This is a genomic window from Pararhodobacter sp., assembly GCF_034676545.1.
GTDB lineage: Bacteria > Pseudomonadota > Alphaproteobacteria > Rhodobacterales > Rhodobacteraceae > Pararhodobacter.
Map to the genome: position 1 here is coordinate 1688999 of NZ_JAUCBZ010000015.1, position 20850 is coordinate 1709848.

22 protein-coding genes are annotated in these 20850 nt (G+C 65.4%); 11 read left to right on the top strand and 11 right to left on the bottom strand.

Annotation, left to right across the window (positions count from 1 at the left end; translation table 11 throughout):
* Positions 1-171: 171 nt before the first annotated feature.
* The 6 genes from VDQ28_RS11775 to surE form a co-directional block, all read right to left on the bottom strand.
* Positions 172-975, bottom strand: coding sequence for a DUF4167 domain-containing protein (locus VDQ28_RS11775; RefSeq protein ID WP_416349374.1), 804 nt, complete (start codon positions 973-975; stop codon positions 172-174).
* A 291-nt stretch (positions 976-1266) separates the two neighbouring features.
* A complete protein-coding gene (gene prmC, locus VDQ28_RS11780) occupies positions 1267-2100 on the bottom strand; it encodes a peptide chain release factor N(5)-glutamine methyltransferase (protein WP_323036119.1) in 834 nt (277 codons plus the stop codon).
* Positions 2097-3152: a peptide chain release factor 1 gene (gene prfA / locus VDQ28_RS11785; RefSeq protein ID WP_323038114.1), complete on the bottom strand. Its 1056-nt coding sequence runs from the start codon at positions 3150-3152 to the stop codon at positions 2097-2099. Before prfA ends, prmC begins: the two co-directional genes overlap by 4 nt.
* A 230-nt stretch (positions 3153-3382) precedes the next feature.
* On the bottom strand, positions 3383-4513 hold the full coding sequence (locus tag VDQ28_RS11790; RefSeq protein WP_323036120.1) for a peptidoglycan DD-metalloendopeptidase family protein: 1131 nt from the start codon (positions 4511-4513) through the stop codon (positions 3383-3385).
* Positions 4514-4719: 206 nt separating this feature from the next.
* On the bottom strand, positions 4720-5367 hold the full coding sequence (locus tag VDQ28_RS11795) for a protein-L-isoaspartate(D-aspartate) O-methyltransferase (RefSeq protein ID WP_323036121.1): 648 nt from the start codon (positions 5365-5367) through the stop codon (positions 4720-4722).
* Complete coding sequence (surE, locus tag VDQ28_RS11800) at positions 5364-6149, bottom strand: 5'/3'-nucleotidase SurE (protein ID WP_323036122.1); 786 nt, start codon at positions 6147-6149, stop codon at positions 5364-5366. Before surE ends, VDQ28_RS11795 begins: the two co-directional genes overlap by 4 nt.
* A 146-nt stretch (positions 6150-6295) precedes the next feature.
* Between surE and VDQ28_RS11805 the strand changes: the two genes are divergently transcribed.
* Positions 6296-6703, top strand: a complete 408-nt coding sequence (locus VDQ28_RS11805) for a hypothetical protein (RefSeq protein ID WP_323036123.1) — start codon at positions 6296-6298, stop codon at positions 6701-6703.
* 94 nt (positions 6704-6797) lie between these two features.
* Positions 6798-7697 (top strand): NAD(P)-dependent oxidoreductase, encoded by a 900-nt coding sequence (locus VDQ28_RS11810; protein ID WP_323036124.1) that lies wholly within the window; start codon positions 6798-6800, stop codon positions 7695-7697.
* Between the two features lie 6 nt (positions 7698-7703).
* Here VDQ28_RS11810 and VDQ28_RS11815 read toward each other — a convergent pair whose 3' ends face one another.
* Together VDQ28_RS11815 and VDQ28_RS11820 are read right to left on the bottom strand one after the other, a co-directional pair.
* Positions 7704-8579, bottom strand: coding sequence for a LytTR family DNA-binding domain-containing protein (locus VDQ28_RS11815; protein ID WP_323036125.1), 876 nt, complete (start codon positions 8577-8579; stop codon positions 7704-7706).
* A gap of 70 nt (positions 8580-8649) precedes the next feature.
* A complete protein-coding gene (locus tag VDQ28_RS11820; protein ID WP_323036126.1) occupies positions 8650-9516 on the bottom strand; it encodes a LytTR family transcriptional regulator DNA-binding domain-containing protein in 867 nt (288 codons plus the stop codon).
* A gap of 48 nt (positions 9517-9564) precedes the next feature.
* Between VDQ28_RS11820 and VDQ28_RS11825 the strand changes: the two genes are divergently transcribed.
* Both VDQ28_RS11825 and VDQ28_RS11830 read left to right on the top strand, forming a co-directional pair.
* On the top strand, positions 9565-10449 hold the full coding sequence (locus tag VDQ28_RS11825; protein ID WP_323036127.1) for an ABC transporter ATP-binding protein: 885 nt from the start codon (positions 9565-9567) through the stop codon (positions 10447-10449).
* Entirely contained in the window at positions 10446-11183 is a 738-nt protein-coding gene (locus VDQ28_RS11830; RefSeq protein ID WP_323036128.1) for an ABC transporter permease, read from the top strand. The genes VDQ28_RS11825 and VDQ28_RS11830 overlap by 4 nt, the downstream gene beginning before the upstream one ends.
* On the opposite strand, the gene VDQ28_RS11835 is transcribed toward VDQ28_RS11830, so the two are convergent.
* Positions 11180-12103 carry an ornithine cyclodeaminase gene (locus VDQ28_RS11835; RefSeq protein WP_323036129.1) on the bottom strand — a complete coding sequence of 308 codons (924 nt, stop codon included), beginning with the start codon at positions 12101-12103 and terminating at the stop codon, positions 11180-11182. The two genes, VDQ28_RS11830 and VDQ28_RS11835, sit on opposite strands and share 4 nt — an antisense overlap.
* Before the next feature lie 119 nt (positions 12104-12222).
* On the opposite strand from VDQ28_RS11835, the gene VDQ28_RS11840 reads away from it, so the two are divergent.
* Positions 12223-12885, top strand: a complete 663-nt coding sequence (locus VDQ28_RS11840; protein ID WP_323036130.1) for an SDR family NAD(P)-dependent oxidoreductase — start codon at positions 12223-12225, stop codon at positions 12883-12885.
* A 259-nt stretch (positions 12886-13144) separates the two neighbouring features.
* On the opposite strand, the gene VDQ28_RS11845 is transcribed toward VDQ28_RS11840, so the two are convergent.
* Positions 13145-13744 (bottom strand): MarR family winged helix-turn-helix transcriptional regulator, encoded by a 600-nt coding sequence (locus tag VDQ28_RS11845; RefSeq protein WP_323036131.1) that lies wholly within the window; start codon positions 13742-13744, stop codon positions 13145-13147.
* A 114-nt stretch (positions 13745-13858) separates the two neighbouring features.
* On the opposite strand from VDQ28_RS11845, the gene VDQ28_RS11850 reads away from it, so the two are divergent.
* On the top strand, positions 13859-14710 hold the full coding sequence (locus VDQ28_RS11850; RefSeq protein ID WP_323036132.1) for an RNA polymerase factor sigma-32: 852 nt from the start codon (positions 13859-13861) through the stop codon (positions 14708-14710).
* 90 nt (positions 14711-14800) lie between these two features.
* Positions 14801-15457 (top strand): VanZ family protein, encoded by a 657-nt coding sequence (locus VDQ28_RS11855; protein ID WP_323036133.1) that lies wholly within the window; start codon positions 14801-14803, stop codon positions 15455-15457.
* Between the two features lie 3 nt (positions 15458-15460).
* Here the strand turns inward: VDQ28_RS11855 and VDQ28_RS11860 are convergent, their stop codons facing one another.
* The gene (locus tag VDQ28_RS11860) at positions 15461-16426 is read right to left on the bottom strand and encodes a DUF2125 domain-containing protein (RefSeq protein WP_323038115.1); all 966 of its coding nucleotides are present in this window, start codon (positions 16424-16426) and stop codon (positions 15461-15463) included.
* 128 nt (positions 16427-16554) lie between these two features.
* Here VDQ28_RS11860 and VDQ28_RS11865 point away from each other — a divergent pair, with 128 nt between their 5' ends.
* The 4 genes from VDQ28_RS11865 to VDQ28_RS11880 all read left to right on the top strand — a co-directional run bounded on the left by VDQ28_RS11865 (position 16555) and on the right by VDQ28_RS11880 (position 20812).
* Positions 16555-17091: a gamma-glutamylcyclotransferase gene (locus tag VDQ28_RS11865; protein ID WP_323036134.1), complete on the top strand. Its 537-nt coding sequence runs from the start codon at positions 16555-16557 to the stop codon at positions 17089-17091.
* Between the two features lie 63 nt (positions 17092-17154).
* Positions 17155-18375, top strand: a complete 1221-nt coding sequence (locus VDQ28_RS11870) for a biopolymer transporter ExbB (protein ID WP_323036135.1) — start codon at positions 17155-17157, stop codon at positions 18373-18375.
* The gene (locus VDQ28_RS11875) at positions 18375-20642 is read left to right on the top strand and encodes a peptidoglycan -binding protein (RefSeq protein ID WP_323036136.1); all 2268 of its coding nucleotides are present in this window, start codon (positions 18375-18377) and stop codon (positions 20640-20642) included. Before VDQ28_RS11870 ends, VDQ28_RS11875 begins: the two co-directional genes overlap by 1 nt.
* Positions 20576-20812: an OmpA family protein gene (locus VDQ28_RS11880; protein WP_323036137.1), complete on the top strand. Its 237-nt coding sequence runs from the start codon at positions 20576-20578 to the stop codon at positions 20810-20812. Before VDQ28_RS11875 ends, VDQ28_RS11880 begins: the two co-directional genes overlap by 67 nt.
* Positions 20813-20850: the final 38 nt, after the last annotated feature.

A 20850-nucleotide genomic window follows, 5' to 3' on the forward strand; every position in this document is an offset into this window, starting at 1 on the left:
AGGCATGAATGCGGCGCGGGCAAAGACCCGGACGTGGGAATGGGCTTACCGCGGCTTGGTTAACCAAGGGTTGTCGCAGCGCACGGCTATGGCCGGCGGTGGAATGGCAAACGGGGGCGCGTGGCCCCCGTTGGTCGTTCGGTTACGGGGCAACCCGCAAAGACCGCCTTGTCACTCTGTCACCGGATCGGTGACGGGTGCCGGGTCGCGCGGAGTGGGCGACGAGTTGGCGGCGTTTGCAGGCGGCTCGGTGGTGACCCGTGGGGCCCTTGGCTTGCGGGCGCGCTTGGGCTTTTCCTCGGCGCTGGCGTCAGGGGTCTCTGCTGGGGCTGCTGGCGCCTTGCCGGTGCGTGCCGGGCGCTGCTGCGCGGCTTTTGATTCCGGCGTCTCCACCAGCATTGAGCCGTCGTCGTTGTTCGACGCGGTGTCTTGCGGGCGACTGCGGCGCTGGGTGTTTTCAGACGGCGCATTGTCTGGCTGCGTGTTGTCTGGCTGCGTGTTGTCAGACTGTTGCGTGTCGGACTGCGATTTGTCGTCGCGCGGATCGGTGTCTCGGCGATTGATGCGCCGGTTGCCCCGACGATCTTTCCACTCGGGCCGATCACCACGCGTGTCCTGCCGGGGCTCGTGCCCGCCAGAGTGCGCCCCACCACCATTGCCGCCACCATTGGTGTCGGCGCCGCTGGTATTGGGGTTGCTGCTCGTGTCACCGTCGCTGTCGTCGCGCCGGGAGGGGTTGCTTTGCTGCTGGTCGCGGCGCTGTTCGGCCTCGCGGGCCTGTTCGGCCTGCGCTTCGTTCATCATGCGGGTGTAATGCTCGGCGTGCTGCTGAAAATTCTCAGCCGCCACGCGGTCACCCGAAAGCTGCGCATCGCGCGCCAGAACGAGGTATTTTTCAATGATCTGCTGCGGCGTACCGCGCACTTTGCCCTCTGGTCCTGAACTGTCAAACACACGGTTGACAACATTACCCATGGAGCGTGGGCGATTCTGCTTCGAGCGCGAACGCTTGTTCGTTGGTCTCATACGGAGTGTTTCCGGCCTTGGTCGGGACGTTTGCCCCCAGAGCGGCGCAGGATGCGGGCGAGGGGTTCAAGTCTGGCTAGATTGCTGTGCCGCGTGCAAGGGCGGAACCCAAAAGACGAGACGAGGCACAGGGGCGTATAATCATGCCGGTGGTAAGCAGACAAGCCTGTAAACGACAAAAAACCATGAATTTTGGGGTTTTTCGCGCCGTCGTGATCGAAAAAGCATAAAATCCGGCCTTTAGCCGCGCCAGACTGCCGAAACGACCCGGTCACGCCCGTCCAGATCGGGCAGGCAAACACGGTCCGCGAATCCGGCCTGGCGCAGCATTTCGGTGATCGCCGGGCCTTGGGTCGGGCCGATTTCCAGCAAGATCCGCGCGTCGGGGGTCAGGAATGCGCCGGCCTGCGCGCAGATCCGGCGATAGGCGTCAAGCCCGTCGCCACCGGGGCTGAGCGCCATCGCAGGCTCATGCAGGCGCACCTCGGGCGACAAATGCGCCATCTCATCGGCGGCGATATAGGGCGGATTCGAGACGATCAGGTCAAAGGCCCCGGTGATCCCGGCAAACCAATCGCCGCAGTGCCAGGTCACACGGGTCTCGACGCCCAGCGCCTCGGCATTGGCGCGGGCGACGGCGAGGGCCTTGGCGGACAGATCCACCGCCAGGCCGGTCGCGGTGGGGCGCTCGGCCAACAGCGTCAGCAGGATCGCGCCAGACCCGGTGCCCAGATCGAGCACGCGGGTAAACGGGGCCTCCAGTGCGGCGGCGATCAGCGTCTCGGTCTCGGGGCGCGGGTCCAGAACATCGGGCGTGACGCGGAAATCCCGGCCCCAGAACGCCCGGCGCCCGATGATCTGGCTGATCGGCTTGCGGGCCTCACGGGCGGCCAGCGCGGTGTCAAACCGTATCGCGGCGTCCATGGAAAGCGGATCATGCAGGTGCAGCGTCAACCGGTCTGGCGCCACGCCCAAGGCATAGGCCAGCAACAGCCGCGCGTCGCGGGCGGGGTCGGGGATGCCCGCCGCCCTCAACCGCGCGACGGCCTCGCGCAGAGCCAGCGTCGCTGTCATCCGTCCAACTCGGCCAGCTTTTGCGCCTGATCATGGGAAATCAGCGGGTCGATCACCGGGTCCAGATCGCCCCCCAGAATATTGGCCAGCGCATACAGCGTCAGGTTGATACGGTGATCCGTCACGCGACCCTGCGGCACGTTATAGGTGCGAATGCGCTCGGAACGATCGCCCGAGCCGACCTGCGCGCGCCGATCCGCCGCGCGGGCGTCGTCTTGCTTGCGCCGCTCCAGATCGAACAGCCGCGCGCGCAACACATCCATCGCCAGAACCCGGTTGCGATGCTGCGATTTCTCGGCGCTCACCACGATCATGCCGGTGGGAATATGGGTGATGCGCACCGCGGAATCGGTGGTGTTGACATGCTGCCCGCCCGCCCCCGAGGCGCGCATGGTGTCGATGCGCAGATCACTGTCGGGGATCTGCAGGTCGACCTCGGCGGCCTCGGGCAGAACCGCGACCGTCGCCGCCGACGTATGCACCCGCCCGCTCGATTCGGTGACCGGCACGCGCTGCACCCGGTGCACCCCCGATTCAAACTTGAGCCGTGCGAACACCCCGTCGCCCTGAATGCGCATCACCGCCTCGCGCAACCCGCCGACCTCGGTGTCGGTCAATGAGATCATCTCGCAGCGCCAACCCCGCGCATCGGCATAGCGCTGATACATGCGCAACAGATCGGCGGCGAACAACGAGGCCTCCTCGCCACCGGTGCCGGGCCGGATCTCGACAATCGCGGGCCGGTCATCCGCCGTATCACGCGGGATCAGCGCCAGTTTCAACCGGGCTTCAAGCGCCGGGATGGTCTCGTCGAGCTGCGCCATCTCATCGCGGGCCAGCGCGCGCATCTCGGGATCCTCCAGCAGCGCCTCGGCGTCAACCCGTTGCGCCAGCGCGACCTGATAGGCCGCGATCGCCTCGACCACAGGTTTCAACTGGTCGTATTCGCGGGCGATATCGGCCAGCCGTGCGGGGTCCGCCCCTTCGGAGAGCTGCGCCTCGAGGAAACCAAAACGTTGGGTGATCTGTTCAAGCGTATCGTGCGGAAGCATGGCGCGGGTTTGCCGGGCGCGGTCGCGCGCGTCAAGGGCCTCGCGCACCGGCGTGCCCCGCCCGGACGGTCACGCCGCCACCCCATCGCCAAAGCTGCTTCACCGAACCCAGCGAACGCCCGCCCCCTCCCGGGCGCGACATCCTGCAAAATTGCGCGTCTTTGTTCTTCAAATATCCTGGGGGTGAGGCGCGCAGCGCCGAGGGGGCAACGCCCCCTCTCGACGCCTGATCATTGCAGATACGGCATCGGATCGACGCTCTCGAACCCTTCGCGCACTTCAAAATGCAGGAAGGATGGATCGCCGCGCCGCACGGTGGCGATGGTCTGACCACGGGTGATCGTGTCGCCGCGCGCCACGCGGATATCGTCGATATTCGCGTAGACGGTCAGCAGGTTGTTCTGATGGCGAATCACCAGGATCGGCACCTGATCGGTGTCGCGGGTGATCGCGGCAACGGTGCCCCCGGCGGCGGCGGTGACCGGCGTTCCCGCCGGCGCGCCAATGCCGATGCCGTCATTGCGACCGCGCGAATAGGCCCGGATGATCCGCCCCTGCACCGGCATAGCCAATTGCGGCCCGCTGGTGCGTTCGCTGCCGAGGTCCGCGACGGGTGCCGGCGCGGGTGTTGCGGCCGAGGCGCCCTGACCCGCGGGCGCTGGCGTGGTGGCGGGCAGGGGTTGCGAGGCGGAGGGCGGGACCGGTGTGGCCGAGCCTTCCCCCGGCAGCGTCGTGGTCGCGGCCGGCGGTGTCACGGCGGAAAGCGGTGCATCGGTGGTGGCAAGCGGGGCGCTGGCTTCGGCGGTCTGCTGTTGCGCGACGGGGATCATCAGGATCTGGCCCTCGCGCACGCTCATCGAGCCGTCAAGCCCGTTCCATTCCGAGAGCGATCGCGGCGACACGTCATAGAGGCGCGCGATCGAGAACGCCGTTTCGCCGCGCCGCACGGTATGTTGCACCGGCTCCGGCCCGGCACTGGGCATCGGGGTCAGCGGCGTTGCGGTGATGGCACCCGGTGCGGCGGCGGCGCCGTCGATCCGGTTCGGCAGCACCAGCAATTCGCCGCCACGCAGCACGGTGGTGGGTTCGATGGCATTATGCGCGGCCAGTTCGCGCGGCGAAATCCCCAGGCGCTGCGCGATATCTTCAACCCGATCACCGCGCCTTGCGACCGCCACTTGATAGCCCGGATACGAGATGATGCCGCGGGCGTCAGGTTGTGGCCGCGAGCCGGAGACGTCGCGCGCCGCGGAGGAGGTGGAGAACCGCTCGGAGGGGCGCAGATCCCAATCGAGGCCCTGCCCATCGCCACAACCGCTCAGGGCAAGGGCCACCCCGGTCAAAACGGCCACCATTGTCATCCGACCCCCGGTAGAGGTCGTGCCTAATCCGCGCACTTGCATATCGAGCCTGCTCATCGTGTCCCGTATCCCCATGACCGCTTTTTGCTGCAGAGGTTCCTGCACGGCGGTGTTTCCCCATTTATAGACGATTCTCGGGGGTAATACACCCCATCACCACAACGTGTTGTGGATTTCCGCGCATCCTTGTGCCGCGCGGCCAAAGCTCAGTCCCGGGCCATGCCTTCGAGCAGCGGCACAAAGCGCACCGGGCGCAGTTCTTCATAGTCATAGCCCTTTTCCAGCCGCCGCACCTTGATCAGGCTTTGCACATGATCCGACTGGCCGACCGGCACCACCATGATGCCGCCCACGCGCAATTGTTGCATCAGCGGGCCGGGCGGGTCCTCGGCGGCGGCAGTGACCAGAATGCGGTCAAAGGGTGCCTGATCGGGCAGGCCGAAGGACCCGTCGGCGGCCAGGCAGGTGATGTTCGACAGATCCAGCTTGGCAAAGGCGGCGCGCGCCTCGGCGACCAGCGTGCGGTGACGTTCCACGGTATAGACCCGGCGCGCCAACTGGCTGAGGATCGCCGCCTGATAGCCCGAGCCGGTGCCCACTTCCAGAACCTTGGCGCGCGGCGTGACCTCCAGCGCCTCGGTCATCAGCGCCACCACCGAGGGCTGGCTGATCGTCTGGCCGCAGGCAATCGGCAGCGGCGTGTCCTCATAGGCGCGTTCGGCAAACACGCCGCGCATGAACACCGCTCGGTCGATGCGCTCCATCGCGCGCAGCACATTGGCGTCTGTCACCCCCTTGGAGCGCAGCGCGTAGATGAAGCGCATGATGTTCTCGGCGCGCTCGGCGTCTGTCATTCGAGGCGGTCTCGCAGGGTGGCCAGGGTGTCATGTGCCGTCATATCACAGCGCAGCGGCGTGATCGAGATATAGCCGTCAAGGTTGGCGGCGGCATCGGTGCCGGGCAGGGTGGGCACGTCTTGCGGCCCGCCCTTGATCCACAGGAAATTACGGCCCGAGGGCGACAGATGCGGCTCGACACCGAAGGTGGTGTTGCGGCGGAACCCCTGCGCGGTGACGCGGGTGCCCTTGACCTCATTGGCCAGGACCGGCGGGAAATTCACGTTGTAGAACAGGCGGTAGTCTTCCTCGGTCCACAGCCCGTTGTCCAGGATGTTGCGCACCACGGCGGTGCCATGGGCGATGGCGGGTTCGAACTGGTCGGTCATGTCATGGGTGCGCGGCCCCATGTATTGCGACAGGGCAATCGCGCGCATCCCCTGCAGGGCGGCTTCCATCGCCCCCCCAACGGTGCCGGAATAGAGCGTATTTTCGGCCGCGTTATTGCCCCGGTTCACCCCCGACAGCACCAGATCGGGCTTTTCGCCGTCGAGGATCTCATACAGCCCCGCAATCACGCAATCGGCCGGGCTGCCCTCGGTCGCGTAGCGGCGGTTGCCCATCTTGGCGATCAGCATCGGATGCGTATAGCTGATCTTGTGACCCACGCCCGATTGCTCGAACGCGGGGGCCACGACCCAGACCTCGCCGCCCGGACCGGCGATTTGATGGGCGATGGTTTCAACCACCTTGAGGCCGGGGGCGTTGATGCCGTCGTCATTGGTGATCAGAATGCGCATGGCGTGGCCTTTCATCGGGTTGCGCCCATGCTTAGTGCAGCAAGCCGCACGCGGCAAGATGGGCGTGGCGTTCGGTCTTCACGCGGTTTTGCGTCGATTGCGGGCGCGTTTGTGCAAGACTGTCGCCACACAACAGGAGTACCCCCATGCGCATCGCCATTCTGGCGACGGCTCTGGCCGTTGCAATCACCCCGGCCATGGCCGACGAAACCTGGATCACCGACAGGGGCACGCTGGTCTGGCAGGACACGCTGGGCGACACCGCCGTGCTGGAGATGAACACCGACGCCGGCTTGCGGCTGGTCGCCTATGTGCCGGGTTTGGGACGCGATATGTTGGGCGGGCGCAGCACCTATCACGGCTATTGGCTGGCCAATCAGGGCGACGCGGCCTGCGAGGCGCAGTTGACCGGACCGGATGGCGAGAAATCTCATTATTGGGGCACTTTCACCATGAGCTTCGTGCGCGATGGCTTCCCGTCGGATTGGGCCGGAACCTCGGGCAGCTGTTTCGACCCGCAAGAGACGACGATCTCGGGGCAGGTGCCCGGGTAAGGGCTGGCCTCGACCCGCACAGAACGGCGTTTTCCGGCTATTCCGACAGAACGCGACGTGCCAGCATGGCGCGAACAGCGCTTGGGAGGGCGGGATGGAGTATGCGTTTATCGGGTTGGGCAATCTGGGCGGGCATCTGGCGGCCTCATGCGCGCGGGCGGGGTTCCCGCTGAGGGTGCATGACCGCGATCCGGCCCAGCGCGCGCGGCTTGAGGGGCTGGGTGCGGTGTGGGCCGACAGCCCGGCGCAGGCGGTGGCGGGCGCGGATGCGGTGATCACCTGCCTGCCGTCGCCCGCCGTCTCCGAGGCGGTGCTGGAGCAGATCCTGCCCGCCATGCGCCAAGGGGCCGACTGGATCGAGATGTCCACGCTGGGCCGCGACGATATCCTGCGCCTGTCCGAACGTGTACAGGCGGCGGGCATGGGCGCTTTGGAATGCCCGGTGACGGGCGGCGTGCATCTGGCAGCGCAGGGCAAGATCACCGTGCTGGTCGGCGGCGAGGCCGAGATCTTTGCGCGTCACCGCCCGGCGCTGGCGGTGATGGGCGACCGGATTTTCCACATGGGGCCGCTGGGCTCGGCGGCGTTGATCAAGGTGATCACCAACATGCTGGCCTTCATCCATCTGGTCGCCGACGGCGAGGCCCTGATGCTGGCCAAGCGCGGCGGGTTGGACCTGAAAACCGCGTGGCAGGCGATCGCCGCCTCGTCGGGCAGCAGTTTCGTCCATGAGACCGAGGGGCAGTTGATCCTGAACGGCAGCTATGACGTGGCCTTCACCATGGATCTGGCGCTCAAGGATCTGGGCTTTGCCATGGCGTTCGGGCGCGAATACGGGGTGCCGATGGATCTGGCGGGGCTGACCAACCAGACCTTTGTCAAAGGCCGCGCGGCCTATGGCGGGGCGGCGCAATCGACGCAGATCGTGAAACTGCTGGAGGATGTGCTGGGCACCGATCTGCGCGCCGAGGGGTTTCCGGCGCGTCTGGAGTGATCCGGCTTAACGGGCGCGCCCGGTGCCCAGATGTTCCTCGACCGTGGCGCGCAAACCCCGGCTGACCGGAATGCGCGCGCCGGTGGACAGGATCAGATCGGTCGCGCCCTGACGGCTTTCGGTATGCGACACCATCGTCAGATTGACCCACCACGAGCGATGCACCCGCATCCCCGGCAGGGTCGCCAGATCGGCCTCGGCATCGGCCAGACGCATCAACACCCGGGCATGGCCGCGCGTCGTGGTGACCTCGATATGATGATTGGCGGCGCGCACGCAGATCACGTCGCGGCCAAGATCGGGCGGCAGTCGATCAAAGAACGGCGAGGCGTCACCCGCGGAAAGGGCGAGAGAGGTCAGCGCCGGGCGCTTTGTCGCGCTGGTCCGGCGAAACCCCCAGAGCGGCTGAAGCGTCGGCATGAAGGCATTGACCAACACGGTGATCGGCACCACCAGACCAAACACCGCGGCAGCCGTTTGTCCGTCATTGAAATTGTGAACATTCTCGACCAGTGCCGCATTGACGCCCAGCACCCAGAGCAGGATCACACCGCCGCCGACGCATCCGGCAAACAGCGCCGCCCAGCCCCAGGCGTGGCCCGTGCGCCGCGCCAATTCCCGGACGGTCATCGACAGATAAAACTGCAACAGGATCGCCGGGGTCAACACCGCGGTCCAATACAGGAAACGCAGCGGTACGGTCAGGCTCGCCAGCGTGTGAAACGGGCCGGCAATCGCGGTCACGATGACACAGGCGGCAACAACCATCCAGAACCGGACAGAACGCAAATACTGGTCAAGCCGGTTGAGCGCCCACAGGTGGCAGTCGCGGATTATCGCGACAGGTGTCTTGGGTGTGGGTTTTTCCGATATTCCGGGCATAAGTATTGATGCCGTCAACGGGTTTTCAGCGCAAGGGGTTCGCGCGCAAAGAGAGCACCGACGCGAAATATTATTGCGCCGGGCGCGCCGCCAGGATCCGTTGCACCGCCTCACGCACCGCCGCCCGCTGGGCGCGCGCGACGGGCACGGTCTGGCCGGTGGTCATCCGCAACTCGGGCCCGCTGGCGCCTTTCTCGATGCGCTCCACATGCGGCAGGCTCACCCACCACGAGCGATGCACCCGCATCCCGTCCAGGGCCGCCAGATCCTGCTCGGCATCGCTGAGCCGCATCAGGATCAGCGCCTCGCCTTTCGTGGTGGTGACCTCGATGTAATGGTCCTTGGCCTGCAGGGCGACAACCTCGCGGCCAAGCGTCGCCGGCAGTTTCGAGAACAGCAGCGACGGCAGAGTCTCGGGGCCCGGCGGGGGTGTTTGCGCGGCCTCGGGCTTTGTGTCTGGCATCGTTTCGTTCGGCATCATGGCGTTGATCAGCACGGTGATCAGCACCACCGGCACCGACACAAACGGGAACAGCGCCCAGAACTCCAAAGTCGCGCCCGGCGTCGAGAGATGGTTGGCGATATGGACCAGCATCATGACGGGCAGCACACCGATTGCGCCGGCGATCAGCGAACCGGGCAACCAATGCCACCCTTTGCGCCGGCCAATGCGACGCAAGAGCATCGACAGAAAGGTCATCAAGACCCCCGAGGCAACCGCCGTGAACCCCCAGTAAATCAGCCGCGCCGGAAAGCTCAGACGCTCAAGGGTATAGAACGGCCCGGCCAAGGCGGCGAGGACGCTGGCCCCGCCCAGGATCAACCAGAACTTTGATCGCAGGACAAACCGGCGCATTTCGCGAAGCGCTAAATGCACGACAGGGCCATCCGCGTGGCTTTTGGTGTCATTGGCGTCAGGGGGCGTTGTCGATTTCATGTGCCTTGAATACGCATCATCGCGCGAAACTCAAGGGTATGGATGCTGATGAAAACGCAACAACAGGCAATCACGGCACGGGGGCTGGTGAAAAGCTTTGGCGCGGTCAAGGCGGTGGCGGGTGTCGATCTGGACCTGGCCGAAGGCGAGGCCGTCGGGCTGCTGGGGCCGAATGGGGCCGGTAAATCGACCGCGCTGTCGATGCTGATGGGGCTGCGCAAGCCCGATGCGGGCAGCGTGTCGATCTTTGGCCACGCCGCCGGGTCTCGCGCCGCGCGCCGCGTGACCGGCGTCACGCCGCAGGCCGCCGGCTTTCCCGTGCAACTGACCCCGCGCGAAGTGCTGGCCTATGCCGCCGCCCACCACGCCAACCCGCGCCAATCCCGGGATCTGGCCGAGGCCTTTGGCGTGGGCGCGTTGATGGATCGGCGCATGGTCGGGTTCTCGGGCGGCGAGGTGCGCCGGGTGGCCTTGGCGCTGGCTTTTGTCGGTGCGCCGAAACTGGTGTTCCTCGATGAACCCACCACCGGGCTGGACACCGCCGCGCAAGAGGGCTTTTGCAGCGTCGCGCGCGCCTTTGTGCAGCAGGGCGGGGCGCTGGTGCTGACCTCGCATCACTGGGACGAGATCGAGGCCATCTGCGACCGGATCACGATGATCGACAAGGGCGAGCGCGTGCTGGACGGCAGCCTCGACGAAATCCGCGCCCGTACCCGCGTCAACCGCCTGAGCTTTGCCCTGCCCGACGGCGTGATGCCCCCCGACTGGCTGGGCGCAACGCACAGCCTCGAGGGCTGGCACGTTGAAACCCGCGACAGCGACGGCGTGCTGCGGCGCATGGTCGCCGAGGGCGTGCCCTTTGCCGCGCTCTCCATCCAACCGCTGGCGCTGAAAGACGTCATCGCCCGTATCCGCATGGAGGCCACCCAATGAGCCATCTTCTTGTGTCCGAGTTGCGCCTGACGCTGCGCATCTTGTTCCGTCAACCCGGCTTCTGGGTGCCGACCGTCCTGTTCCCGGCGATGCTGTATGCGTTCTTTGGCGCGAATATGGCTGCCGCCGGAGGGATGGGGGCCTATGCGATGGCGTCCTTTGCCATCTATGCCGTGGTCGGCGTGGGGTTCTACCAGTTCGGCGTGTCCGTGGCGCAAGACCGCGAGAGCCCGTTCACCGTCTGGCAGCGCAGCTTGCCGGGCCATGCGATGATGCCGTGGGTCGCGCGGATCGCCGCCTCGCTGCTGTTCGTGCTGATCGCGGTGGGGCTGGTGTTGCTGGCCGGCTGGCAGATCGGCGGCATCACCTTGACGGCACCCGCCTATGCCCGACTTGCGCTTGCCTGTGCGGTGTCGGCGGTGCCGGCAACCTTGTTGGGCACGGCGCTGGGCTCGGTCGCCTCGTCGCGCGCCGCCGTCCCCTTGGCCAACCTGATCTTTTTGCCGCTATCGTACCTCGGCGGGCTGTGGGTGCCACCCGTCGCCTTGCCCGCCGCGATCAACGCGATCTCGGTCTGGACGCCGACCCGCGCGATGGGCGAGATCGCCTGGGCGGCACTGGATGGCCGCGCGCTTTCTGGCCAGTATGCGACCGTGTTGCTGGGGTGGGCGCTGCTGGCCGGGGCGGTCACCTGGGTGGCGCAGCGCCGTCACGCGCGGGCCTTGTTCGGCTAGGGTTGCGCCGCGCGCCACTGCGCCAGAATGTAGCGCGCGGCCATCAGATCCAGATGCGCGCCGCCGCCGTTCTTATAGAGCGTGATGTCATTGTCTGACATTCGACCGGGCGCTCCAGATGTCAGATCATGCAGGTCGCCAAGAATGTCAGACAATTTGATAACCTCCTCTTTCAAAGGGGTTTTCAGCTCGCCGATATGGTCTAACGTGGTCGCCCGGCTATCCACGAAAATGCGTGAGCGCCGCAGGGCCTCGTCATCGGCCTCGCGCATGTCCGGGGTGAAAGCACCGATCAGATCGACATGCTGCCCCGGCTGCAACCACGCGCCCAAAAGGACCGGCTGCTTGGCCATCGTGCAGGTCGAGATGATATCCGCCGCGCGCACGGCCTGCTCCAGATCACCCGCGACCTTGGTGCCGGGGTATTGCGCGGCCAGCGCCTGCGCGGCCTCGGGGCGGCGTGCCCAAACGGTCGCCTCAAGGGTGGGGATAAGGGTCGAATAGGCCTCGATCAACGAGGCGGCAACCGTGCCCGCGCCGATGATCAGCAGCTTGCGCGCGTCCTTGCGCGCCAACAGGCGCGCGCCCAAAAGCGAGTCGCCCGCCGTTTTCCACCGGGTCACCAAACCATTGTCGATCACCGCCTCGATCTCGCCGGTCGTGTCGCTGAACACCTGCATGGCGCCTTGCACGCTGGGCAGGCCACGCGCCGCATTCCCGGCAAAGATCGTCACCGATTTCACCCCCAGACCCAGCCCGTCGATCCATGCCGCGCGCGACAACAACCTGTCGTCGCCCCGGCTCATCAACACATCTTCGATCTGCGCGGGGGGCAGGCGGTGGCCGTCGGCCAGAGCGTCGGCAAGGTCCAGCCAGTTCAACAGCGGTTCGACGGCGTCGCGGGTCAAGACGGGGATCATAAGGCCTCCTGTGGTCATTGCGCGTACAGTGGTTGCGCGATCCGCGCGGCGCAAGGGGGAAAAGTTTGCTCGACAGACGCGCCAGCGCCGCTAGATCACGCGAAAACAGGAGGGATCTCATGCGCATTCTGGTGATCGGGGCAAGTGGCGGGATCGGCGCGGCTTTGGCCGAGGCGGCGCGGGTGCGGGGCGATCAGGTCACGGCGTTGGCGCGCACGACGGATGGGTTGGACCTGCGGGACGAGGCCTCGGTCGCGGCGACATTGGGCGCGCTGGAGGGGGTGTTTGACCGAATACTGGTTGCAACCGGGGCGTTGGAGATCGACGGCCGGGGGCCGGAGAAATCGCTGCGCGGGTTGTCGGCCTTGGCATTGACCCAACAGTTTGCGCTGAACGCCGTGGGGCCGGCTTTGGTGTTGAAACACGCGGTCGGATTGCTGCCGCGCGATCGGCCGGCGGTGTTTGCAGCGCTGTCCGCACGCGTCGGCTCCATCGGCGACAATCGCGCGGGCGGCTGGTACAGCTATCGCGCGGCCAAGGCGGCGCTGAACCAGTTGATCCACACCGGCGCGATCGAATTGGCGCGAACTCATCCGCATCTGGCCTGTGTGACGCTGCATCCCGGAACGGTCCTGACACCGCTGACCGCCGCCTATGCCGGGCGTCATCCAACGGTGACGGCCGATGCGGCGGCGGCAAACCTTTGGCGGGTTATCGAGGGGTTGACCGCGACGGAAACCGGGGGATTTTTCGATTGGACAGGCGCGCGGGTGCCGTGGTGACGGCTGGTCGAAAATGTTGGGTAAGTGCCAGCAAAACGAGCGCGGCGCGCGCACCTAATGTCTGACATTAAACCGGGAAAAATTCAGCGGCACTTTGGATCAGTTGTCAGACAATAGGAATTGGTTGATTATTAATCAAGAAAATGGGTAGTCGGCGCAGGAGTCCCGCTGTGCCAGCTTTGTAGCGCGACATCGTAGACGGCCTTTGCCGGCGGCATTGCTGCCAGACAAAACGCGAAATTGTTGATTTTGTGATAGGTCAGGGCATCCGAGGCGCGGCGGCGAAGTCGACGCAGAGCGAGGTCATCTCGCCTTCGGAGAGAATGGAATGGGTGCAGCGGCAATAGGTTCCGCCCGCATTCGTCGTGTCACAATGGCCGCAATCGCCGCAGTTGCCAAAGGTCGGGGCGGCGCGCATTTGCGCCAGGGCATCGCTGACTTTCGCCAGGGTTGCGGCAAAAACCTTGCGCTGATCGTCGGGCAGCGCGGCGATGCATCGGCTGAGGTCGGCCAACGGATCATGCGCAAGCTTTTGCTGGCCCGCCGCCGTCACCTCGATCAGCGCGCTGCGGGCATCGGCCTTGTTGACGTGCCGCTCCAGCAGACCCATGCCGATCAGGGATTTCACGGTCTGCGATGCGGTGCCGCGTGTGGTTGCGTGGAATTGCGAGAAGGCCGAGGGCGTGCGCGAGAACCGATTGGCGCTGTTGAAATAGCGCAGCGCGGTCCATTGCGCAGGGGTCAGGCTGGGGTCGGTGGACGTGCCGTGAACCAGACGTGCGACGTGCAACAATTGGTCTGCCACATGGGTCAGGCCATCGCAGGTTGACTTGGAGTTGGGCGACTGGGCTTGGGTCATGCGATGCAGGTAGTCCGCAGGGTTTGCTTTGACAAGGCTCTTGACAAATAGTAGCGAAACGAAACAATATAGCAGCGAAGCAAAACCAAGTACGGCGAAAGCCAAGAGGGTATCATGGGATTTCAGGACCAACATATCCGCCGCTATGTGCGGGCGTCGATGGCAGAGGAGATGCTGGACGCTGAAACCGAGACCGCGCTGGCCATTGCCTGGCGCGATCATCGCGATGAGGCGGCGTTGCATCGGTTGATCACCGCCTATGCCCGGTTGGCGGTGTCGTTTGCCAGCCGGTTCCGGCGCTATGATGCGTCCTATGATGACCTCATTCAGCAGGGCAATCTGGGGCTGATGCGGGCCGCAGAAAAATTCGACCCGAGCAATGGCGCGCGGTTCTCGACCTATGCGTCGTGGTGGATCCGGGCGTCGATGCAGGATTATGTGATGCGCAACTGGTCAATGGTGCGCACCGGCACCAACGCCAACCAGAAAAAGCTGTTCTTCCATCTGCGCCGCGCGATGGCCAGGCACAAGGATGACGAGACCCGGACCGAGCCGCTGTCCGCCGTGATTGCGCGCGAGTTGCAGGTGCCGGAAAACCAGGTCGAGGCGATGATGGGCCGGATGTCGGGGCCTGACCTGTCGTTGGACGCGCCGCAATCCTCGGATGATGAGGGGCGCGCTTGGGTGGAAACCATCGAGGATGACAGCGTTCACACCGAGGCGGATGTTGCCGAGCGGCTGGATGGGGCACGCCAGCGCGCGGCGCTGCATTCGGCGGTCGAGCAACTGCCCGAGCGCGAGCGGCACATCGTGGCGGCCCGGCACCTGTCCGACGCACCGACGACCCTGAGCGATCTTGGCGCGGTCATGGGGATCTCGAAAGAGCGTGTGCGCCAGTTGGAAGAACGCGCGCTGCAACGGTTGACCGAGCTTGTCCGGGCGTCGGCGGTGATGAACGCCGGTTGACACAATTCCACCCTGCGCGCGTCACACAGATGCCGCAATTGTCTGCGCAGGGTAGAGAGTGTAAACTCACGACGACCGTCAGGACCGGTGATGAGTGATATGGATCGGATAGAAGAACGCCTGAAGGCGATCCGCGGCGCCCCAAACGGGGCGTCCGTGGGCGTTCGCGCGTTCATCGCCGGGCAGGAATGGGCATGGCGCAAACTTGGCGTGGTGCTGTCGGCGGTGATCGCCCTGGTGATCGCGGCGCTGACCCTGTCGCCGATGCCGCCCGGGGTTTTCGCCGTCAACGGGATCGACAAAGCCTATCACTTTGCCGCCTTTGCCTGCCTGATTTTTCCGCTGATCGTCACCGACTCGCGCCGCTGGTTCTGGGCGGTTCCGTTGATGGTGTTGTATGGCGGGATGATCGAGCTGATCCAGCCGACAGTGGGGCGCTCTGGCGAATGGCTGGATTTTGGCGCCAATGTCACCGGCGTTCTGGCGGGTGCGGCGCTGGCGGAAATCCTGCATGACCGGATCCGGCGCTCGGTTTTCGATGCCGACAGCCAGTTGGTTCCGCCCGACCAGACCGAGGCCGAGGACAAGCGGATCGAGAAAATGCGCGCCGAGTTGATGGCCGAATTGCGCGTTGTTCTGCGCGAGGAATTGGCCGCGGTGCCGCATCTTGCGACGGACCCTCGCGGCGTTGCACCGGATGACGCCGCCCCTGCGGACCCGCGCGCCCGGTTGCGGTCGGTGCAATAGGCGCTAGAACAGCGCCGGAATGCGCCCGATCACGATCGGCCCCATCGACACAACCCCGTCGACAACCGCAAACCCGGCCTCAAGCCGGTTGGGGTCGTCGGCGTTGACGAGCCCCTGCATGGCCATGGTGATCAGCGTGTCATGCTCGGCGGGCATCAACCCCGCGTCGCGCAGCGACTGCATCAAGGCGCGCCAGCCGGTTACCGTCAGGTCCAGATCGCCGGATAGCGTCCCCAGCGCCCCCACCGTCAAACGACCCGAGGCGACAATATCCGTCCCCTCCCATGCGATCCGCGCGCCGGTGAAGGTGAGGCGTTGAACGCGCGGGGGCGGGCCGCCGACCAGCGTGCGATCCAGCGGGCGGTCGACCTCGACCTCGGCCGCAAGCCGCAGCACATCGAAGCGGCGCGGCCAGATCGCCTGCGGGTCGAGCCGGTCCATCAGCGCAGGGTCGGGGAAGGTGTTCTCCAGCACCAGCGCCAGATCATGCTCGCGCTCCGACAAGCGGCGACTGGCGGCGCGCAACCCCTCGATACGATGCGTTTCGCCTGCCGCGGACAGCGCCAGCGACTGCCCGACCAGCGACATCCGATCCAGCGGCAGGCTCAACCCGGCCTCCAGCACGACACTGGCGCGCAGATCCTCGCTGTGAATCGCAACATCCAGCCCCGGCCCGATGATCCGCTGATCGTGGGCAAAGACGGCAATCAGATGGTTGAGCCGGTAGGACAGTGCGAAAAGCTGCACAAAGGGCGCAGACCATTGCACGCCATGCGCCGCGACCCGTGGCTCGGTCAGAGTGACGTCGAACCGGTTGGGAAAGCCCTGAATGGCGTGATCGGCGACGTCGATCTCCGGAATGCCATCAATCGCCGTGACAATCGCATGATCCAGCGCCCGCGCGCCGACGAACCAATAGCCGCACCAGCCCAACACCGCCACAATCGCCAAAACCGCCAGAGTTCGCATTTTCGCCACCGTTGTGTTTCTCTTGTGTGGTGTTTACATGCGCTTCATCGGCCCGGCCAGTCTTCATCGGCACGGCCAGTCTTCATCGGCCCGGCCAGTCCTGCCGCGCGTAAAGAGAACACGGTCTTATGCAGTCACTTTGGGTTTTCGGATACGGATCGCTGGTGTGGAACCCCGGTTTCGCCTGGTCCTCGCGCCAGATTGCCCGGCTGGACGGCTATCATCGCTCGTTCTGTATGCGCTCCATCCACCATCGCGGCACGGTCGAGGACCCCGGTCTGGTGCTGGCGCTGGATGCTGCGGACAGGGCCTGTTGTCACGGCGTTGCCTTTGAAATCGCACCACAAATTGCCGAGGAAACGCTGGAATACCTGCGTGCGCGTGAGTTGATTTCGGCGGCCTATCTGGAGATCGAGAAAGACCTGACGCTGGAGGATGGCCGCATCGTGCGCGCCGTGACCTATGTGATCGACAAGGATCATGTGCAATATTGCGGCGGGTTGGACCTGGAAGAACAGGCGCGCATCATCGCCCGGGCGGTCGGCGGGCGCGGGCCCAATACCGAATACCTGTACCAGACCGCCGCGCATCTGGCCGAGTTGGGCCTGCCCGATCAGGAATTGTCGTGGTTATCGGATCGCGTGAAGATGTTAGCAGGCGCATAGTTCCGAGTTGGCAAATCGCGTCATACCTACTAGATTTTGTGTCAAAAGAAGCGAGTGGGGCGAATGGCGAGAGAGTTGAAAGCAGGGATGCTGGGGCCGATTGGCGCAGTCCAGTTCACCAAGCCTTTGCGCCAACTCACGCTGATGCTGATCTCGATGGCGCTGGTCGCCACCGGCGTCAGCTTTGCCTATCCGCGCATCTCCGGGATTTTTCTGGCCAATATCTGGCTGAACGGCTTCATTCTGATGGTGTTCGTGATCGGCCTTCTGGCGACCGTCTGGCAGGTGGTGCAACTGTTCAGTTCGGTGCGCTGGATCGGTGGATTCGTCGCCGAAACGCCGGGCCACCAGATCACCATCGCGCCGCGCCTGTTGGCGCCGCTGGCGTCGATGCTGCGCTCACGCGGATCAAGCAGTCATATCAGCTCGACCTCGGCGCGCTCGATCCTGGAGTCGGTGGGCACCCGCATCGAAGAAGAGCGCGACATGACGCGCTACCTTGTCAACTTCTTGATTTTCCTTGGCCTTTTGGGAACGTTCTACGGTTTGGCAACCTCGGTCCCGGCGGTGGTGGAAACCATCCGCTCGCTGGCCCCGCATGAGGGCGAATCGGCAATGGGCGGGTTTGGCCGCTTGATGACGGGGCTCGAGCAGCAAATGGGCGGCATGGGCACGGCGTTTTCCAGCTCGCTTCTGGGCCTCGCCGGGTCGCTGGTGGTCGGGCTTCTGGAGCTGTTCGCGAGCCAGGCGCAGAACCAGTTCTACCGCGAATTGGAGGAATGGCTGTCGTCGATCACCCGGCTGGGCACCGCCTCGGATGGCGAGGGCAGTTCAGACGGGTTGCACGCGGTGGCCGAAATCCTCGACAGTCTGGCCGAGCAAATGGACGGCATGCGATCACTGCAAGCCGAAAGCGAAGCGGGGCGCGCGCAACTCGATCAGGGGTTGGCGACATTGGCCGAGGCCGTGGACCGCCTGTCGCTGCGATTCGAGATGGAGAGCAGTTCGGCGAATGCCTTGATGCGTCTGGCCGAGGGTCAGGACCGGCTGATCGCGCTGATGGAAAGCCAGCAAAGCACCGAGTCCGAGCCGCATATCGAGGCCGAAACCCGCCTGCGCTTGCGGTCGATGGATGTGCAACTGGTGCGTATTCTTGAGGAGTTGTCGGCTGGGCGGCAGGAATTGATGGCCGATATGCGCAGCGATCTGGCGGTTCTGACGCAGGCCGTGCGGCAACTCAACCGGCAGCCGCCGCCCTCGGTCGAGCCGGAAGGGCACGGCTGATGGGACTGTCGCGCCGGGGAAATCAACGGTTTTCGGCGGCGATCTGGCCGGGCTTCGTCGATGCGATGACGGCGCTTTTGCTGATCCTGATGTTTGTCCTGTCGATCTTCATGATCGTGCAAAACGTGATGAACGAAACCATCACCTCGCAAGACAGCGAACTCGAAGGGCTGACCGCGCAGGTCTCGACGCTGACCAATGCGCTGGGCCTGTCGCGCGCGCGGGTCGATGCGCTGTCGGGGCAGGTGGCCGGGCTGAATGACGATCTGGACAATTTGCGCGAAGCGTCACGCCAGCAAGAGGCGACGATCGCCGCATTGGGCCGCGATCTGGCGGCGCGCGGTGCGGAATTGGGCGCGGCGCGCACGCAGATCACCGCCTTCGAGGCGCAGGTCGCGGCGCTGATCGCCGAGCGCACGGAATTGGGTGCGCAACTGGCGGCAACCGAGGCGGCGCGCGACACGGCAATCTCGGAAACCGAGGCCTTGACTCTGGCGCTGGCGCAAGCCCGCGATGAGATCGACAGCGGCGTTGAAGCGGCGCGCCGTGCCGCCGCCGAACGCGAGGCGATCGAGGCCGCGCTGGCCGAAATGCGCGCCCGCGCGGACGAGGGCGAGGCGTCCTTGGCCAGCCTGTTGCAGCGCCTGACCGAGACCGAAACGGCGCGTGACACGGCGCTGGCGTCGCTGTTGGAAACCCGCGAAACCTTGGGTCGGACCGTGGCCGGGCAGGCCAACACCTTGACCCGGTTGTCGGATACGCTCACGCGTTTGCAAGACACCGAAGCGGCACGACAGGCGGCGCTGGAACTTCAGGCGCAGACCGCGGCCACGCTGGCGTTGCGCGAAACGGCGCTGGCGACGGCTTCGGCCACGGCCGAGGCGCAACGCGCGCAGATTTCGGATTTGACCGCAGATCTGACCGACGCGCAACGGGCGCGCGAACAGGCCTTGGCGGACCTGGCGTTGCTGGATGACGAAACGCAGGCGCGGATTGCCACGTTGGAGGGGGCGTTGAGCGACGCGGAGATCGCGCGGCAACAGGCCTTGGCGGAGTTGGCAAGCTTGGACACGGCGACACAGGCGCGGATTGCCGCGTTGGAGGGGGCGTTGAGCGACGCGGAGATCGCGCGGCAACAGGCTTTGGCGGAGTTGGCAAGTCTGGACACGGCGACACAGGCGCGGATTGCCACGTTGGAGGGGGCGTTGAGCGACGCCGAGATCGCGCGGCAACAGGCTTTGGCGGAGTTGGCAAGCTTGGACACGGCGACACAGGCGCGGATTGCCACGTTGGAGGGGGCGTTGAGCGACGCGGAGATCGCGCGGCAGCAGGCCTTGGCGGAGTTGGCAAGCTTGCGGGATCAGGCGACGGCGGAGATGTCCGAGGCCGAGCGCGCGCGTCTTGCCGAGGCGGCTGCGGCGCAGGCGTTGCGCGACCGTTTGGCAAATGTCGAGGCCGAACTCTCTGTGCAAGAGCGCGAACGTTTGGCACAAGTCGCGGCGGCCGAGGCGTTGCGCGAGCGGCTGCGCACGGCGGATACCGAACTGACCGCCATGACCTTGGCGCTGGAGGCGCAACGGCGCGCGGCGGAAGAAACCTTGACGTTGCTGGCGGCGGCGCAGGCGGCGCGGGACGACGCGCAAGGGCAACTGGCGCGGCAATTGACCGAAAGCGAGACGCGCGCGGCACTGTTGGCGATGGCCTCGCAGGAATTGTCCGACGCCGAATCCCTGGCTGCCGAGGATCAGCGGCGTTTGGCGTTGTTGAACGGGCGGGTCGCGCAGTTGCAGCGACAGGTCGCGGGATTGCAGGAATTGCTGGGTGAATCGCGCGTGCGCGAAGCCGATGCGAGCACGCAGATTGAAACCCTGGGGTCGGATTTGAACGCAGCCTTGGCCCGGGTTGCCGCCGAAGAGCGTCGCCGCGCCGAATTGGAAGAGGCCGAACGGCGCCGTCTGGAAGAGGAAACGCGCCAATTGGAGCGCTATCGCTCGGAGTTTTTCGGGCAAATGCGGACCATCCTGGCCGGGCGAGACGGTGTGCGGATCGTTGGTGACCGCTTTGTCTTTTCGTCCGAAGTGCTGTTTGAACCGGGCTCCGCGGATCTGGCCCGCGAAGGGCGCGCGCAGATCGCCAATGTCGTGTCGATCCTGACAGAGGTCGCGCGCGACATACCCGACTCAATTGATTGGATTTGCGGGTGGATGGTCACACCGACAACGTACCGATCCCGGCGGGCGGGGCCTATGCGTCAAACTGGGAGTTGAGCCAGGCGCGGGCGCTGTCGGTTGTGCTTTATATGATCGAGGATCTCGGCTTCCCACCCGAGCGGCTGGCGGCGGCGGGGTTCGGCGAATTCCGTCCGGTCGACCCGGGAAACTCGGCTGAAGCGCGGGCTCAGAACCGACGTATCGAGTTGAAGCTGACCGAACGCTAGAGCCAGCGGGCGGGGCGGCGCTTGGGCCCCATCGAGGG

What these genes read in the sequence shown, in the direction of transcription:
- VDQ28_RS11775 (WP_416349374.1), bottom strand. Translation starts at nt 975, where the DNA reads ATGGGTAATGTTGTCAACCGTGTGTTTGACAGTTCAGGACCAGAGGGC.
- prmC (WP_323036119.1), bottom strand. Translation starts at nt 2,100, where the DNA reads ATGACAGCGACGCTGGCTCTGCGCGAGGCCGTCGCGCGGTTGAGGGCG.
- prfA (WP_323038114.1), bottom strand. Translation starts at nt 3,152, where the DNA reads ATGCTTCCGCACGATACGCTTGAACAGATCACCCAACGTTTTGGTTTC.
- VDQ28_RS11790 (WP_323036120.1), bottom strand. Translation starts at nt 4,513, where the DNA reads ATGACAATGGTGGCCGTTTTGACCGGGGTGGCCCTTGCCCTGAGCGGT.
- VDQ28_RS11795 (WP_323036121.1), bottom strand. Translation starts at nt 5,367, where the DNA reads ATGACAGACGCCGAGCGCGCCGAGAACATCATGCGCTTCATCTACGCG.
- surE (WP_323036122.1), bottom strand. Translation starts at nt 6,149, where the DNA reads ATGCGCATTCTGATCACCAATGACGACGGCATCAACGCCCCCGGCCTC.
- VDQ28_RS11805 (WP_323036123.1), top strand. Translation starts at nt 6,296, where the DNA reads ATGCGCATCGCCATTCTGGCGACGGCTCTGGCCGTTGCAATCACCCCG.
- VDQ28_RS11810 (WP_323036124.1), top strand. Translation starts at nt 6,798, where the DNA reads ATGGAGTATGCGTTTATCGGGTTGGGCAATCTGGGCGGGCATCTGGCG.
- VDQ28_RS11815 (WP_323036125.1), bottom strand. Translation starts at nt 8,579, where the DNA reads ATGCCCGGAATATCGGAAAAACCCACACCCAAGACACCTGTCGCGATA.
- VDQ28_RS11820 (WP_323036126.1), bottom strand. Translation starts at nt 9,516, where the DNA reads ATGAAATCGACAACGCCCCCTGACGCCAATGACACCAAAAGCCACGCG.
- VDQ28_RS11825 (WP_323036127.1), top strand. Translation starts at nt 9,565, where the DNA reads ATGAAAACGCAACAACAGGCAATCACGGCACGGGGGCTGGTGAAAAGC.
- VDQ28_RS11830 (WP_323036128.1), top strand. Translation starts at nt 10,446, where the DNA reads ATGAGCCATCTTCTTGTGTCCGAGTTGCGCCTGACGCTGCGCATCTTG.
- VDQ28_RS11835 (WP_323036129.1), bottom strand. Translation starts at nt 12,103, where the DNA reads ATGATCCCCGTCTTGACCCGCGACGCCGTCGAACCGCTGTTGAACTGG.
- VDQ28_RS11840 (WP_323036130.1), top strand. Translation starts at nt 12,223, where the DNA reads ATGCGCATTCTGGTGATCGGGGCAAGTGGCGGGATCGGCGCGGCTTTG.
- VDQ28_RS11845 (WP_323036131.1), bottom strand. Translation starts at nt 13,744, where the DNA reads ATGACCCAAGCCCAGTCGCCCAACTCCAAGTCAACCTGCGATGGCCTG.
- VDQ28_RS11850 (WP_323036132.1), top strand. Translation starts at nt 13,859, where the DNA reads ATGGGATTTCAGGACCAACATATCCGCCGCTATGTGCGGGCGTCGATG.
- VDQ28_RS11855 (WP_323036133.1), top strand. Translation starts at nt 14,801, where the DNA reads ATGAGTGATATGGATCGGATAGAAGAACGCCTGAAGGCGATCCGCGGC.
- VDQ28_RS11860 (WP_323038115.1), bottom strand. Translation starts at nt 16,426, where the DNA reads ATGCGAACTCTGGCGGTTTTGGCGATTGTGGCGGTGTTGGGCTGGTGC.
- VDQ28_RS11865 (WP_323036134.1), top strand. Translation starts at nt 16,555, where the DNA reads ATGCAGTCACTTTGGGTTTTCGGATACGGATCGCTGGTGTGGAACCCC.
- VDQ28_RS11870 (WP_323036135.1), top strand. Translation starts at nt 17,155, where the DNA reads ATGGCGAGAGAGTTGAAAGCAGGGATGCTGGGGCCGATTGGCGCAGTC.
- VDQ28_RS11875 (WP_323036136.1), top strand. Translation starts at nt 18,375, where the DNA reads ATGGGACTGTCGCGCCGGGGAAATCAACGGTTTTCGGCGGCGATCTGG.